This is a genomic window from Bradyrhizobium sp. AUGA SZCCT0177 (genome assembly GCF_018130125.1).
Taxonomy (GTDB): domain Bacteria; phylum Pseudomonadota; class Alphaproteobacteria; order Rhizobiales; family Xanthobacteraceae; genus Bradyrhizobium.
This window is the reverse complement of the sequence record NZ_JAFCMA010000004.1, coordinates 281095-295982: the sequence shown is the minus strand read 5'-3', so window position 1 is coordinate 295982 and position 14888 is coordinate 281095. Positions and strand designations below refer to the sequence as shown.

The following is a 14888-nucleotide window of genomic DNA, read 5'->3' as shown; positions in this document are numbered from 1 at the left end:
CCCCCGCAAGCGGGAGAGGGAGCGCACTGCCTTCTCGGTTACTAGTGGACTTTAGCGCTTCAAGCGACCTGGATATCCCAGAGGCCTTCCTTGCGGCAGGCGTCGACCTCCTTGCGGAGCAGATCAGTGACGAGCGTGATGGCGGTCGAACCGGGATGCTCGATAGGGGACGCAATGGTGAGTTCGCGCATCGGCGCCGGTTTTGCAATCGTGGCGACTTCCAGCCGGCCATCGGCGACTTCCGCGCGCAGCGAGGACGGCGGCAGCAGCGCATATCCGAGCCCCTCCTCGACCAGGCTGGTCAGGACGCGAAACGAGTCCGCCTCGACCTGGACATCGAGCTTCAGTTTCTTCTTTGCCGCCGCATGCTCGATCAGCGTCCGGAGCCCGTGCGAATGACTGGGCAACACCAGCCGCTGCCGCAGCAGCCAGTCGATATCGACCTGCTTCTTCTTCGTCAGCCCGCAACCGCGCGGGCCGACGGCGACGATCTTGTCGCGGCCGAGGTGTTGCACGGTGAGGTGCAGATCGGCCGACGGTCCGTAGATCACGGCGAGATCCATCTGGCCGCGGTGCAGCCACTCGATCAGATGTCCGCTGTAGCTCTCGACGATGCAGAGCGAGATGCCCGGATAGCTTTCGACGGTGCGCCGCGCCAGCCGCGCCGAGATCACGCAGCTCACCGTTGGAACCAGCCCCAGCACCACCCGCCCGGACGGCGGCCCGCCGGAGGACTGGATATCGTCGCGAATTTGATCGATTTGCCGGACGATGCCGGCGGTCCGCGCCAGCAGCAGACGGCCGGCCTCGGTCAGCACCATGCCGCGGCCGTTCCGGGTAAACAGCTCGGCGCGCAGCTCGTGTTCGAGCAGCTTGATCTGGCGGCTGAGCGCCGGCTGCGCGACCCGCAACGTGTCGGAGGCCTTGCTGAGGCTTCCGAGTTCAGCCACGCAACTGAACGTCCTCAGCTGTCGGAAATCCATGCTTGCCAATCTTGGAATGCAAGTTAATACGCTATAACAATTGAGCATAGGGACTTCACGGTGGTTTCACAACTGCAAGCCCATCCCCAATCACAACGACGGCACTTCAAATGACCGCACACGAACAACCCGACGAGTACGCCGATATCCGCAACGCGGTCGCGAAACTCTGCGCCCAGTTCCCCGGCGAATACTGGCGCAAGCTCGACCGCGAAATGAAATATCCGAGCGAGTTCGTCGATGCGCTGACGCAGGCGGGTTATCTCTCGGTGCTGATCCCCGAGGAATATAACGGCGCCGGGCTGAAACTGTCCGCGGCAGCCGCGATCCTCGAAGAAATCCAGCGCGCCGGCTGCAACGGCGGCGGCTGCCACGCCCAGATGTACACCATGGGCACGCTGCTGCGGCACGGCAGCGACGAGCAGAAGGCAAAATGGCTGCCCAAGATCGCGAGCGGTGAATTGCGCCTGCAGGCTTTCGGCGTCACCGAACCCACCAGCGGCACCGATACCTCCTCGCTGAAGACCTTTGCCAAGCGCGACGGCAACAACGGCTACATCGTCAACGGCCAGAAGATCTGGACCAGCCGCGCCGAATATTCCGACCTCATGATCCTCTTGGCGCGCACCACGCCGAAGGAGGATGCCAAGAAGCGCACCGATGGCCTGTCGGTGTTCATCGTCGATATGCGCGAGGCAAAGGGCAACGGCCTGGAAATCCGCCCGATCCGCACCATGATGAACCACGCCACCACGGAAGTGTTTTTCACGGACATGCGGGTGCCCGCCGAAAACCTGATCGGCGAGGAAGGCAAGGGTTTCCGCTACATTCTTTCCGGCATGAATGCCGAGCGCATCCTGATTGCCGCGGAATGCATCGGCGACGCCAAATGGTTCATCGCCAAAGCCACCGCCTATGCCAAGGAGCGCGTGGTGTTCGGCCGTCCGATCGGCCAGAATCAGGGCGTTCAGTTCCCGATTGCCAAGGCTTACGCGCAGATGCGCGCGGCTGAGCTGATGGTGAAGGAAGCCACCCGCAAATATGAAGCCGGGCTCGATTGCGGCGCCGAGGCCAACATGGCCAAGATGCTGGCGGCCGACGCTTCCTGGGAAGCCGCCAATGCCTGCGTGCAGACCCATGGCGGCTTTGCATTCGCCGAAGAATACGACGTCGAGCGCAAATTCCGCGAGACGCGGCTCTATCAGGTCGCGCCGATCTCGACCAATCTCATCCTGTCCTTCGTATCCGAGCACGTGCTCGGCATGCCCCGCTCCTACTGAGAACACATAATGCTGCCGTTAGAGGGATTGATCGTCGTCGCCGTCGAACAGGCGGTCGCCGCGCCGTTTTGCAGCTCGCGGCTGGCGGATGCCGGCGCCCATGTCATCAAGGTGGAACGCCCCGAGGGTGATTTTGCCCGCGGCTATGACGCCGCGGCGAAGGGACAGAGCAGCTATTTCGTCTGGCTCAACCGCGGCAAGAATTCCGTGGTCGTCGATCTCGCGACCAAGGACGGGCGTGCGGCGATGGAGGAGCTGATCGCGAGCGCCGACGTGCTGTTGCAAAATCTAAAACCCGGCTCGATGGACAAGCTCGGCTTCTCGCTGGAGCGATTGCGCAAGGATTATCCGGCGCTGATCTGCTGCACCATATCAGGCTATGGCGATGACGGCCCTTACGCCGACCGCAAGGCCTATGATCTCTTGATCCAGGCCGAGAGCGGCCTCGCGTCGATCACCGGCGGACCGGAAGGGCCTTCGCGGGTCGGCATCTCCGTCGTCGATATCGCGACCGGCGCCACCGCGCATGCTTCGATCCTTGAGGCACTGATCGCACGCGGCCGTACCGGAAAGGGCGCCGATATCCGGATCTCGATGTTCGACGTGATGGCCGACTGGATGGCGGTGCCGCTGATCAATTCGGAAGCCGGCAATCCGCCGAAGCGGATGGCGCTGGCGCATCCTTCCATTGCGCCCTACGGCGTATTCCAGTCCAAGGACGGCAAGGGCATCCTGATCTCGATCCAGAGCGAGCGCGAGTGGAAGAAACTCTGCGCCGAGGTGCTGGACCAACCCGATCTGCCCAATGATCCTCGCCTGGCCAACATGGTCGAACGCGTCAGGAACCGCGCCGTCACCGACCAGATCGTGGCCGACAGCTTTGCCACGATGAATCGCGTCGATCTCCTGAAGCGGCTGGCGGACGCCGACATCGCCTTTGCCGAGGTCAACACCATGGCCGACCTTGCCGTACACCCCCATCTGCGCCGCATCGAGGTCGATACGCCGAAGGGCAAGGTGAGCTACGCCGCGCCGGCTGCGATCTTCGTCGGCGAGAACAGGCGTTACGGCGCGGTGCCCGCGATCGGCGAGCACGTCGAACTCCCCAAAGCTGCTGCACGGGCCAAATCGCCATGACGGAAAAACTCGACCTCGATCATTTGCGCGGCTGGATCGGAAAAACCACCGAAGCCTCCGACATCGTCACCGGGCAACTCGTCAAGGGTTTGCGCGCGACGCTGTTTCAGGAGATCGGTGAGCCCAGGACCGGCGACGCCGCGCCCTGGACCACGCATTGGTGCCTGGCGCAGCCGGTGTTTCCGATGTCGCAGCTGGGCCCGGACGGCCATCCGACCCGCGGCGGCTTCCTGCCGCCGGTGCCGCTGCCGCGCCGGATGTGGGCCGGCGGCGAGCTCGAATTTCTCGATGCGTTGCGCGTGGGCGATGAAGCCAAGCGTACCTCGCGCATCGCTGACGTGACGATGAAGACCGGCAGCACCGGCGCGTTATGTTTTGTCTCTGTCGAGCACACGATCACGACCCCGCGCGGGGTCGCGATCCGCGAGCGCCAGGACATCGTCTATCGCGACATGTCGAGCACGCCGCCGGCGGCTTCCGGCAAGCCGGCCCCGCCGCCACCCGTTGCAAAGCACCGCGAAAGCCACATGGCCGACCCCGTGCTGCTGTTCCGCTATTCGGCGCTGACCTTCAACGGCCACCGCATCCATTACGACCGCGACTACGTCACCAAGGTCGAGGGCTACCCGGGCCTGGTGTTCCACGGTCCGCTGCAGGCGGCCCTGATCGTGGAGTTCGCCGCCAAACTGCACGGCGGCGCGGCGCCGAAGAAACTTGGCTATCGCGGCGTGCAGCCGCTGTTCGAAGGCAGCGAGTTCTCGGTCAATGCCAACGACACCGGCGCCGGCCTGGAACTGTGGACCGCCAATTCGGACGGCCAGCCGACCATGAAGGGTACGGCGACGTGGTGAAGGGTTGACGTCATTCCGGGGCGATGCAAAGCATCGAACCGCAGGTGCGCGATTGCGCACCGGGGAATCTCGAGATTCCGGGTCTGGTCCTGCGGACCATCCCGGAATGACGGTTTCCCTTTCTGAGGGCCCGACGTTGTCTCAAAATTCTTCCAAGACCAAATCGACCACCGTCAAGGACGCCACCTTCAACCTGCTGCGCGCGTTCGGCGTGAAAAAAGTGTTCGGCAATCCCGGCTCGACGGAATTGCCGTTCCTGAGCGACTGGCCTGACGACATCGATTACGTGCTGGGGCTGCACGAAGCCTCCGTGGTCGGCATGGCCGACGGCTATGCGCAGGCGACCCGCAACGCCGGCTTCGTCAACCTGCATTCCGCCGCCGGCGTCGGCAATGCGCTCGGCAATATCTTCAACGCCTACCGCAACCAGACTCCGATCGTGATTTCAGCCGGCCAGCAGGCGCGCTCGATCATGCCGCTGCTGCCGTTCCTGTTTGCCGAACGGGCGACGGAATTTCCGCAGCCTTATGTGAAGTACAGCATCGAACCGGCGCGGCCCGAGGACGTGCCGGCCGCGATCGCGCGCGCCTATTACGTCGCGATGCAGCCGCCGTGCGGACCGACCTTCGTCTCGGTGCCGGTCGACGACTGGACGCGGCCGACGCAGCCGGTGGAAGCGCGCCAGGTCAGCCGCGAGCTCGGGCCTGATCAGGCTGCGATGAAGGCGCTGGTATCCGCGCTCACCGACAGCAAACGCCCTGCCCTCGTCGTCGGCCCCAGCGTCGATCGCGCGGAGGCCGTTGACCTGATGGTGCGCGTGGCGGAGAAAGCCCGCGCCGCGGTGTGGGTCAGCCCGTTCTCGGCGCGCTGTTCGTTTCCGGAGCGGCATCCGCAATTCGCGGGCTTTTTGCACGCCTCGCCGGGACAGGTTTCCGACGCGCTGCGCGACCATGACCTCGTGGTCGTGATCGGCGCGCCAATTTTCACCTTCCATGTCGAAGGCCACGCCGCGATCTTCGATGGCGCCACCACGATCTTCCAGATCACCGACGATCCGACCGCGGCGGCGGTGACGCCGTCAGGCACCAGTATCGTCGCGACGATGAAGCCGGCGCTGACGATGCTGCTGGAACTGTTGCCGGAGACCAATCGCGTGATCCCGGCAGGCCGCGCCCTGCTGCCCGCACCCACGGCCGCCGATCCGATCCCCACCGAATTCCTGCTGGATGCGCTGTTCCACGCCATGCCCAAGGATGCTGTGTTGGTCGAGGAAGCGCCGTCGCACCGGCCGGCGATGCAGAAATTCATGCCGATGCGCGGGCAGGACAGTTTTTACACCATGGCCAGCGGCGGTCTCGGCTTCAGCCTGCCCGCCGCGGTTGGAATATCACTGGGACGTCCCGAGGTGCGTACCGTCTGCCTGATCGGCGATGGCTCGGCGATGTATTCGATCCAGGCGCTATGGACCGCGGCCCAGCGCAAGCTGCCGCTGACGGTGGTGGTGATCAACAATTCCGGCTACGGCGCGATGCGCTCGTTCAGCCAGGTGATGCAGGTCCGCAACGTGCCTGGTCTCGAACTGCCGGACATCGATTTTGTGAAAATCGCCGAGGGCATGGGCTGTCACGCGGTGCGCGTCAGCAAGGCATCGGAGCTCGGTGCTGCGCTGAAGCGCGGGCTGGCGCATGAGGGTGCCAGCCTGATCGAGGTGATGGTGGATTCGGCGGTGCCGCTGCTCTACACGAAGAAGGATTGACGCGGCCGCACCCATCTCGTCATGGCCGGGCTTGTCCCGGCCATCCACGACTTCCTTCTTGTGCAGCTCCAAAAACGTGGATGCCCGGGACAAGCCCGGGCATGACGGCTGGAAATTATTTCCCGTACGCTTCCCGCATCTTGGCCTGGATCTTCGCCATGCCTGATATCCAGCGATCGTAGTTCTCGGTCTTCTTGCGCATGTAACCGAGCACCTGCGGGTGCGGCAAAATCGCAAAGGTTTCCTGCTCTAGGCCCGCGAGCACGTCCTGCGCCACCTGCTCCGCCGACAGATCGCCGTCGCCGGATTGTGGGCCCTTTGGAATGGACCTGAGCATCGCGGTATCGACGCCCTGCGGGCACAGGATCGAAACCTTGATGCCGTCGGCCTTGTGCGAGATCGCGAGATTTTCCGCAAAGCCCACGGCCGCATGTTTGGTGGTCGAATAGGCCGGGCTGCCGACCTGCGACAGAAGTCCCGCCGCAGAAATCGTGTTGAGGAAATAGCCGCCGCCGCGCGCCTTCATGCGCGGGATCAGGTGCCGCGCGGCATAGACATGCGCCATGACGTGAACGGCCCAGCTTCGCGACCAGGGCTCATCCGAAGTTCCGCCCGCGTTGGTGGACAGCGGGTCGAAGCCGCCGCCGATGCCGGCGTTGGAACAGAACAACGCTATCGGGCCGAATTGCTTCTCGGTCTCCTCGATGACGTGCAGGACATCCTTTTCCTTGCCCACATCGCATTTGAAGGCCGCGCCATTGATCGGCGTGGCGACGGTTCGCGCGCCGTCCGGATTGATGTCGGCGACCACGACCTTGGCCGCGCCCGCACGGTGGAAGGCTTCGCACAGCGCCCGGCCGATGCCGCTGGCGCCGCCGGTGACAACCACGACTTTTCCGGTCACCTGCATGGCCGTTCTCCCCTTGATTACTGTTTTCAACTGAACCCGGATCGGAAACGTAAGCCTCGCCCGGAAAATTGTCACGGAGCGATAAAACGTGCCCCCAGGATCGTCAATGCGCTGTCCGATCCCTCGGCCGCCATCGCAACTGAAGCTTGATTTTGGCCCGCCAATCGCCACTTTTGCGGGTGATCGCCCGCCCAATGTCTCATTGCCCTCTCATCGAGCCCTCCACGACGCATGGCCCCCAGTTTTCAGGATATCGTCGAGGAAGCGCGGTTGTCGGCGCGGGCGCTGTTGGATTACGGCGACAGCTTCTTCCATCCGACGGTGCGGCTCGGCGTCACCGGGCTGTCCCGCGCCGGCAAGACCGTGTTCATCACGGCGCTGATCCACGGCCTCACCCGCGGCGGCCGTTTTCCGGTGTTCGAAGCGTATGCGACCGGGCGCATCGCCCGCGCCCGGCTCGAGCCGCAGCCTGATGACGCGGTGCCGCGCTTCGATTACGAGAACCACGTCCGCACGCTGATCGAGGAGCGGCGCTGGCCGGCCTCCACCGTCGACATCAGCGAGTTACGACTGGTGATGGACTATCAGCGGCAGAACGGCGCCGACCGCACGCTGACGCTTGATATCGTCGACTATCCCGGCGAATGGCTGCTCGACCTGCCGCTGCTCAACAAGAGTTTCGAGCAATGGTCGGCCGAGAGCCTTGCGCTCTCACGCGAAGGCCCGCGCGAAAAGCTCGCCACGCCCTGGCACGAACATCTGGCAACGCTGAACGCCGAGGCCCGCGAGGACGAACCGGCGGCGCGCATGGCAGCCAAATTGTTCACGGACTATTTGCGCGCCTGCCGCGACGAGCGCTTCGCGATGAGCCTGCTGCCGCCGGGGCGTTTCCTGATGCCGGGCAATCTTGCAGGCTCGCCGGCGCTGACCTTTGCACCGCTCGACGTGCCAATCGACGGCACCGCGCCTGACGGCTCGCTGTGGGCGATGATGCGGCGGCGTTACGAGGCTTACAAGGACGTCGTGGTGCGGCCGTTCTTCCGCGATCATTTCGCGCGGCTCGATCGCCAGATCGTGCTGGTCGATGCGCTCGCCGCCTTCAACGCCGGACCGGAGGCGCTGCACGACCTGGAAGCCGCGCTCGCCGGCATCCTCGATTGTTTCCGGATCGGCCGCAGCACGATTCTGAGCAATCTGTTCCGGCCGCGGATCGATCGCATTCTGTTTGCCGCGACCAAGGCTGATCATTTGCATCATTCGAGCCATGACCGGCTCGAAGCCATATTGCGCCGTGCCGTGGCCAAGGCGGCCGACCGCGCCGAATATGCCGGTGCCGCCATCGACGTTGTCGCGCTGGCCGCGGTGCGCGCCACCCGTGAGGCGATGGTCGCGCGCGGCCGGGAAAAACTGCCCTCGCTGCTCGGCACGCCCGCATCCGGCGAAGTCGCCAATGGCGATACGTTCGACGGCGAGACCGAGGTCGCGACCTTTCCAGGTGACCTGCCCATCGATCCCGAGGAACTGTTCAAGGGCACGTTCCGCGGCCTCTCCAGCGCGCCTTCCGAAAAGGCAGATTATCGCTTCCTGCGCTTCCGGCCGCCGCTGTTGCAGCGCGAAGGTATCGAAGAGCCGGCTCTGCCTCACATCCGCCTTGACCGCGCCCTCCAGTTCCTGATCGGAGACAAACTGCAATGAGCGAGAAGACGCCCCATCGGCGGCCGGCGACGTTCAAGCTCGACGATCCCGGCGTGATCGTGATGGATCCGGATGATGCCAGCCGCCCCGCGCGCGGCACGGTGCACATCACGCCGGAGCCCGACCCTGCGCAGTTGCCGGTGCCGATCGACAGGCCGCTGGTCCCGGCCAGGCCCGGCTTCCGCTGGGGCACGCTGTTCTGGACCGCCACCGGCGGGCTGGTGTTGCTCGGCCTCGGGCTCGGCGTTGTCAACCTGATCGAGGATCTGTTCGCGCGCAGCCAGACAATGGGTTACGTCGCGCTGGCGTTTGCCGTCGCCGCGGCGCTGGCGCTGACGGTTGTGATCGCGCGCGAAGCGTTCGGGCTGGCGAGGCTTGCCGCCATCGAGAAGCTGCACCAGCGCGCCGCCGAAGTGTTGCTCAGCGACGATCGCGCCGCCAGCCGCGCCATCGTCAATGACCTCTTGAAGCTCGCGCATCAGAACCCGCAACTGGCGCGCGCCCGCGCCACGCTGGTGGGTCACGCTGACGACATCATCGACGGCGCCGACATGATCAAGCTGGCCGAGCGCGAATTGATGGCGCCGCTCGACGAGGAGGCGCGGCGGCTGGTCTCCACGGCGGCGCAACGCGTCTCGGTCGTGACAGCGGTCAGCCCGCGCGCGCTGATCGACGTGCTGTTCGTGTTCGTCGCCGCGATGCGGCTGATCCGGCAATTGGCGCGGCTCTATGGCGGCCGGCCGGGAACGCTCGGCATGCTCAGCCTGCTGCGCCATGTGATCGGCCACCTCGCCGTCACCGGCGGCATGGCGATTGGCGACAGCCTGGTGCAGCAGATGCTCGGCCATGGCATCGCGGCCAAACTTTCGCAGCGGCTCGGCGAAGGCGTGCTCAACGGACTGCTGACCGCGCGGCTCGGCCTCGCCGCCATCGACGTGACGCGGCCACTACCCTTCACCGCGCTGCCGCGGCCCGCACTCGGCGATCTCGCAAAAGACCTTTTGCGCAAGCGCGACGGCGAGGAGTGACATCTCCGGCTGTGCGTTGCCGGCCAGTACGCGCCAGCGGAACAGCGGCGTGTCCGGCGGCGGTGAGAGTTCTGGGGTCCAGCCGGTCAGCTTCTCCAGCGCATAGGTATCCATCACCACGCCGCGCCAGCTGCGCTCGACCCGTTCGAGCGGCTGCCGCTTGGCTGACGTGAGATCCCAGATCGGCAGGCGGTTGTCCGGCTCGCGCGCGACGTAGAGGCCGGCGTGATCCCGGATCAGGTTCATGCCGGGATCGCTAAAGCCCTGAAACCTGCCGCGCTCGTTGATTTGAATAACCGGCACGCGGCCGTTGAAATACCAGCGCAGCATCGCGTAGGTGCGATAGTCCGTCGTGGCGATCCAGGTCGCGCCGGTCCTCTGCAACTGATCCTGGGCGCGCGCCACCACCTGCTCATAGCCGGCCTCGCCGCCGACCGGATCGGCGCGGCCGATCAGGTTCCAGGGGACCGCGACATAATAGAAGAACACGCCGACGACGAAGGCGATGCCGGATATCACCGCGACCCTCGCCCATTTGACGGTGGATGTGATCATCCATTCCGGCCAGCCCTCGCGCGGCAGCATCGCGATGTTGATGGCAGTGGCGGCAAATCCGGCCGGCCACAGAAACATCGGCCAGGTATCGCCGACGCGCAATGTCAGCGACTTCCAGAAGAAGTAGCCGAACGGCACGATGACAGCAGTCGAGAGCAGGATCGCGACCGGCTCGCGATGGCGATAGCCGCGCCACGCCGTCAGCGCCACGCCCGACAGCACCACCGGCAACAGCACGAAGCCAACGAGGCCGAACTGCAGGCCGAGATAATCGCCGACGGTGCGGAGTGACCATTGATGGGTCGCGACCGCGCGCACGAACTGGAAGCGGAACGAGGCCCAGTCGTGCTGGTAGTTCCAGATCAGCACCGGCGCGAACATGATCAATGCAATCAGCGCCGCTGCCCACGGATAGGGACTGAGCAGCCAGCGCCGCCGCCAGTCCGGCACCAGCGCAAACGCCAGCACTGCGGGCAGCAGCATGATCACGGTGAATTTCGACAGCATCGCCAGGCCGGCGAACAGCCCGGCGGCGAGCCACCAGCGCGCATTGCCGCTTTCATGGAGCCGGACCAGCGACCACAACATCGCGACCGCGAGCGGGATCATCGCCGTATCGGGCGCCACCTTCGCCATCAGCAGCCCGTAGTAAAGCGCGGCCTCCGGCATCAGCAGAGCGAACACGATGGCGCGAAAATCACGGGTGACGCGACGGACGATATCGGCAAGCAGCAGCTGCGTGATCAGCATCGCGACGATGCCGCCGAACCGCACGCCGAGATTGGTGTCGCCGAAAATCGCAGTGCCGAACCGGATCAACCAGGCAATCCCGGGCGGATGGTCGAGAAAGGCCAGCGCGCTCTCCTTCGACCAGGTCCAGTAATAGGCCTCGTCGGTGCGCAGCTCGATTACCCCGGCATAGATCAGCCGCATCGCCGTCATTGCGGCGATCAACGCCACCACGGCAAGCCATGCCCGGCCGGCGCTATCCGGTTTGTTGCTGTTGTCGGGGGCGTTCGTCACGGCGCTTTTTCTTCGACTCCCGAGGGGGTGTCAACGTTTCGCGGCGGAAAAGGTGATTGCCGGGGCCACGTTGCAGGGTGTTCACCAAGCGAATAAGGCAATATTGTCGCCGACAGCTTCACTGATGGACCGCATGGCCTCCCTGTCCCATAAACAAATCACAGCCGCCCTGCGCGGCACCAGCGTGCGGCAAATCCGTCTGGCCAGCGGCGTGGTGCTGTTTGCCTATCTAGTCAGCCATTTCGTCAACCACGCGCTCGGCAATATCTCGATGGAGGCCTTGGCCAGCGGCGTCTACTGGCACACGCTGTTCTGGCATTCTCTGCCGGTCACGCTGGTGTTCTATGCGGCCTGCCTCATTCACACCGGGCTCGGCATCTGGGCGCTGTACGAGCGCCGGCAATTCCGCTGGAAAGCAATCGAGCCGCTGCAGCTTGTCCTCGGCCTCAGCATTCCCGCGATGATCATCACCCACGTGATCGGCGTGCGGCTCGGCTATTCGCTGTACGGTCTCGAAATACTCTACCCGCAGGTGTTCTTTGCCTACTGGATCTCATGGCCGCCGCTCAAAATGTGGCTGCTGTTTGCGGTTCTGGTGATCTCCTGGACGCACGGCTGCATCGGTCTGTATCTGTGGCTGCGCATGAAGGCGTTCTACAAGACCGCCGCGCCCTATCTGCTGGCGTCAGCGGTGCTGATTCCGACGCTTGCCATGCTCGGCCTCTATCAGGGCGGACGCATCGTCGTCGACAGCGACAGCGTCGAATGGCGGGCGGAGAACCTCAAACCATCCCAGATGGGGACATCGGCTGAAAAGGCCGTGTTGAACGATATCACAAACTATCTTCTGATCGGCTATTGGGGCCTGCTCATTATTGCCCTGCTGGCAAAAGGCGCGCGTGCCATCCACGAGCGCCGTGGCGGCATGATCAACCTGTCCTATGGCAACGGCCGAACGATCCGGGTGCCGAAGGGTCTCAGCGTGCTCGAGGCCAGCCTGCGCCACAACGTGCCCCATGCCAGCGTGTGCGGCGGCCGCGCGCGCTGCTCCACCTGCCGTATCCGCATCATCGGCGACCACCACGACCTGCCCGAACCCTCGCAGCGCGAGGCCTTCGTGCTCGGCCGCGTCGGCACGTCGGATCCGTCGATCCGCCTCGCCTGTCAGTTGCGGCCGGCAAACGACCTCTCCTTCTTCCAGCTCTTCCTGCCGCACACCATGTCGGCCGACGCACCGTCGTCCAGTCCGACGCGGATCGGCCAGGAGCGTTATCTCGTCAGCATGTTCGTGGACATGCGCGGCTCGACCAAGCTTGCGGAAAAACGCCTGCCGTTCGACACCGTCTTCATCGTCAATCGATTCCTCGGCGCGGTGTCGCAGGCGGTGATCGAAAGCGGCGGCCGGCCGAACCAGTTCGTCGGCGACGGCATGCTGGCGCTGTTCGGGCTTGCCACGAACAGGCAGGAGGCTTGCCGGCAGGCGCTGCGGGCCGCCGCCATGATCGCCGCCAATGTCGACGAGGTGAACAGGTTTCTGGAACATGATCTGCGCGAACCGATCCGTTTCGGTATCGGCATCAACGGCGGCGAGGTGATCGTCGGCGACATCGGCTACCGCGACCATATGGTGTTCACCGCGCTCGGCGATCCCGTCAATGTCGCCGCACGCCTGCAGGACATGACCAAGAGCCTTTCCTGCGAGGTGGTGATCTCGGACGAGGTCCGCGCCGCCGCAGGCCTATCCGCCGACGCGCTGCCGCAACATGAAGTCGAGATCCGCGGCCGCAACGAGCCGATGATCGTGCGCAGCGTGTCGGATGCGAGGGAGTTGACGGCGCTGGTCGACGAGAACGCCGCCGCGGCATAATGGCGGCGTCAGCCGAAGTCGTAGCGTGGGCAAAGGCGCACTTGCCCCGTGCCCACCATTCTCTTGCACGAATGCCACAAGGATGGTGGGCACGCGGAGCCTGTCATCGGGCGCGCATTCGCGCGACCCGCCGGCTTTGCCCACCCTACCATTCCATTCGCGCAACCTCTCCCTGAACAGGCATTCAGAAAATTCTGCCCGATCGAGACGCAGTTTTCTCGAACCCGCTTTTTGGCGCGTACGACTGATAGGCGATGGGTCAGACTGAAACTGAAACCCAGACTGAAACTGAAACGATCAACCCGCGCCAGGACAAGATGTCGAACGCGCATCATTGAAGGAGAAAGACCATGCGTAAAGTTGCTCTCGCTCTCGCCGCCGCCACTTCCCTCGGTGTTATGGCGCTGGCTCCCACCACCGCTTCGGCGGGAGGGTTTTGGCCGCATCACCACCATCACCACCACCACGGTCACTGGGGCCACGGCCACGGCTTCCGCGTCGGCTTCATCGGTGGCGGTTATGATGGCTGCTACGTGACCCGCCGGGTGTTCACCCCGTACGGCGTTGTCCTCCGCACCGTCAACGTCTGCTACTAATCGAACCACTCGTTCGGTTCAGAAACCCCGGTCGCCCAGCGCGGCCGGGGTTTTCTGTTGTGGGTGCTGTTCAGACGTCATTGCGAGCCAACGGGTCGCGCGAATGCGCGCCCGATGACAGGCTTCGCGAAGCAATCCATCTTGCTGCGCAATAAAAGAATGGATTGCTTCGTCGCTTCGCTCCTCGCAATGACGAAAATGCCTTTTCGCCGTTCCACATATCGCTCCGTTAACGACGTGAAATCCGGCGCAAACCGAGCCGCCTAGCCCATCGCGGCTTTCCGTTTTGTGATCCATTTCACATCTGAACAGCCATTCAGGTAGTTGTCCGCAATGTAATGCGGTTTTCTCGAACCGGCTTTCTCGCACGCACGACTGATGGGCGATGGGTAAGACTGAAACCTGAACGATCAACCCGCGCCAAGACAAGATGTCGACCGCGCTTCACTCAAGGAGAAAGACCATGCTTCGTAAAGTTACTCTCGCTATCGCTGCCGCCGCCACCCTCGGCACCATCGCGCTGGCTCCGACCGCCGCTTCGGCGAAGCCGGTGCACTGGCCGAACTTCCATCACCACCATGGCCATCACCACCACGGCCACCACCACCATGGCTTCGGCTTCAACGTCGGATACGTCGGTGGCGGTTACGACGGCTGCTACGTGAGCCGCCGCGTGTACACCCCGTATGGCGTTGTGTTCCGCACCGTCAACGTCTGCTACTAATCGAACCACAAGTTCGGTTCAGAAACCCCGGTCGCCCAGCGCGACCGGGGTTTTCTGTTGTCGCAATGTAAATGTGAGAAGGAGGTGCAACCGATGACGCCGATCCGAAATCCGGCTGGCTATTCGCGCAACGTCGTTGAGACCGCCGCGTTCAAGCCCGGCGTCGAACGCGAATTTGTGCAGAACAATTGCACCGCTGTCATTCCGCCGACTACATCAAGACGCCGCCGCACGGCGAGAAATTCAAGAAGGATATTTGGGCGGCCGAAGTGACCAGGATGATCAAGGTCTATGGCGCGCCGATTGACGATGCGGATGTCTCATCGCGAACTACAAAAACGAGCGGCGGATGAAGGCGCGGATGCCCCCGCTCGGCGCGTCTATTTTGTGAACAACCCCTCCCCCGCACGCCAGGCGAGGGAGGATATCTGGTCAATCCTCCCATCGACGAGGCTGGCGCCGGCCACGATTTCGCCGCGTCAA

Annotated in this window: 12 protein-coding genes and 1 pseudogene; 10 read left to right on the top strand and 3 right to left on the bottom strand. The window is 64.0% G+C overall.

Annotated features, from left to right (window positions below):
• Positions 1-59: 59 nt before the first annotated feature.
• Positions 60-983, bottom strand: coding sequence for a LysR family transcriptional regulator (locus JQ597_RS06955; RefSeq protein ID WP_212263469.1), 924 nt, complete (start codon positions 981-983; stop codon positions 60-62).
• Between the two features lie 110 nt (positions 984-1093).
• Between JQ597_RS06955 and JQ597_RS06950 the strand changes: the two genes are divergently transcribed.
• The 4 genes from JQ597_RS06950 (at position 1094) to mdlC (ending at position 6007) form a co-directional block, all read left to right on the top strand.
• The gene (locus JQ597_RS06950) at positions 1094-2263 is read left to right on the top strand and encodes an acyl-CoA dehydrogenase family protein (RefSeq protein WP_212001354.1); all 1170 of its coding nucleotides are present in this window, start codon (positions 1094-1096) and stop codon (positions 2261-2263) included.
• Between the two features lie 9 nt (positions 2264-2272).
• Positions 2273-3400 (top strand): CaiB/BaiF CoA transferase family protein, encoded by a 1128-nt coding sequence (locus JQ597_RS06945; protein WP_212263468.1) that lies wholly within the window; start codon positions 2273-2275, stop codon positions 3398-3400.
• Positions 3397-4251: an HTD2 family dehydratase gene (locus JQ597_RS06940; protein WP_212263467.1), complete on the top strand. Its 855-nt coding sequence runs from the start codon at positions 3397-3399 to the stop codon at positions 4249-4251. The genes JQ597_RS06945 and JQ597_RS06940 overlap by 4 nt, the downstream gene beginning before the upstream one ends.
• Positions 4252-4387: 136 nt before the next feature.
• Positions 4388-6007 carry a benzoylformate decarboxylase gene (mdlC, locus tag JQ597_RS06935; RefSeq protein WP_212263466.1) on the top strand — a complete coding sequence of 540 codons (1620 nt, stop codon included), beginning with the start codon at positions 4388-4390 and terminating at the stop codon, positions 6005-6007.
• A 115-nt stretch (positions 6008-6122) separates the two neighbouring features.
• Here mdlC and JQ597_RS06930 read toward each other — a convergent pair whose 3' ends face one another.
• A complete protein-coding gene (locus JQ597_RS06930; RefSeq protein WP_192736602.1) occupies positions 6123-6917 on the bottom strand; it encodes an SDR family oxidoreductase in 795 nt (264 codons plus the stop codon).
• 231 nt (positions 6918-7148) lie between these two features.
• On the opposite strand from JQ597_RS06930, the gene JQ597_RS06925 reads away from it, so the two are divergent.
• Both JQ597_RS06925 and JQ597_RS06920 read left to right on the top strand, forming a co-directional pair.
• The gene (locus JQ597_RS06925; protein ID WP_212263465.1) at positions 7149-8612 is read left to right on the top strand and encodes a YcjX family GTP-binding protein; all 1464 of its coding nucleotides are present in this window, start codon (positions 7149-7151) and stop codon (positions 8610-8612) included.
• The gene (locus tag JQ597_RS06920) at positions 8609-9640 is read left to right on the top strand and encodes a YcjF family protein (RefSeq protein WP_212263464.1); all 1032 of its coding nucleotides are present in this window, start codon (positions 8609-8611) and stop codon (positions 9638-9640) included. The genes JQ597_RS06925 and JQ597_RS06920 overlap by 4 nt, the downstream gene beginning before the upstream one ends.
• Here JQ597_RS06920 and JQ597_RS06915 read toward each other — a convergent pair.
• Positions 9560-11137, bottom strand: coding sequence for a glycosyltransferase family 39 protein (locus JQ597_RS06915; protein ID WP_212263526.1), 1578 nt, complete (start codon positions 11135-11137; stop codon positions 9560-9562). The two genes, JQ597_RS06920 and JQ597_RS06915, sit on opposite strands and share 81 nt — an antisense overlap.
• Positions 11138-11351: 214 nt before the next feature.
• On the opposite strand from JQ597_RS06915, the gene JQ597_RS06910 reads away from it, so the two are divergent.
• The 4 genes and pseudogenes from JQ597_RS06910 to JQ597_RS37560 all read left to right on the top strand — a co-directional run.
• The gene (locus JQ597_RS06910; protein ID WP_212263463.1) at positions 11352-13085 is read left to right on the top strand and encodes an adenylate/guanylate cyclase domain-containing protein; all 1734 of its coding nucleotides are present in this window, start codon (positions 11352-11354) and stop codon (positions 13083-13085) included.
• Positions 13086-13435: 350 nt separating this feature from the next.
• Positions 13436-13681, top strand: coding sequence for a hypothetical protein (locus JQ597_RS06905; RefSeq protein WP_212263462.1), 246 nt, complete (start codon positions 13436-13438; stop codon positions 13679-13681).
• A 463-nt stretch (positions 13682-14144) separates the two neighbouring features.
• On the top strand, positions 14145-14405 hold the full coding sequence (locus JQ597_RS06900; RefSeq protein ID WP_212263461.1) for a hypothetical protein: 261 nt from the start codon (positions 14145-14147) through the stop codon (positions 14403-14405).
• Positions 14406-14543: 138 nt separating this feature from the next.
• Positions 14544-14758: pseudogene (locus JQ597_RS37560) on the top strand (hypothetical protein); the annotation flags it as partial.
• Positions 14759-14888 lie beyond the last annotated feature (130 nt).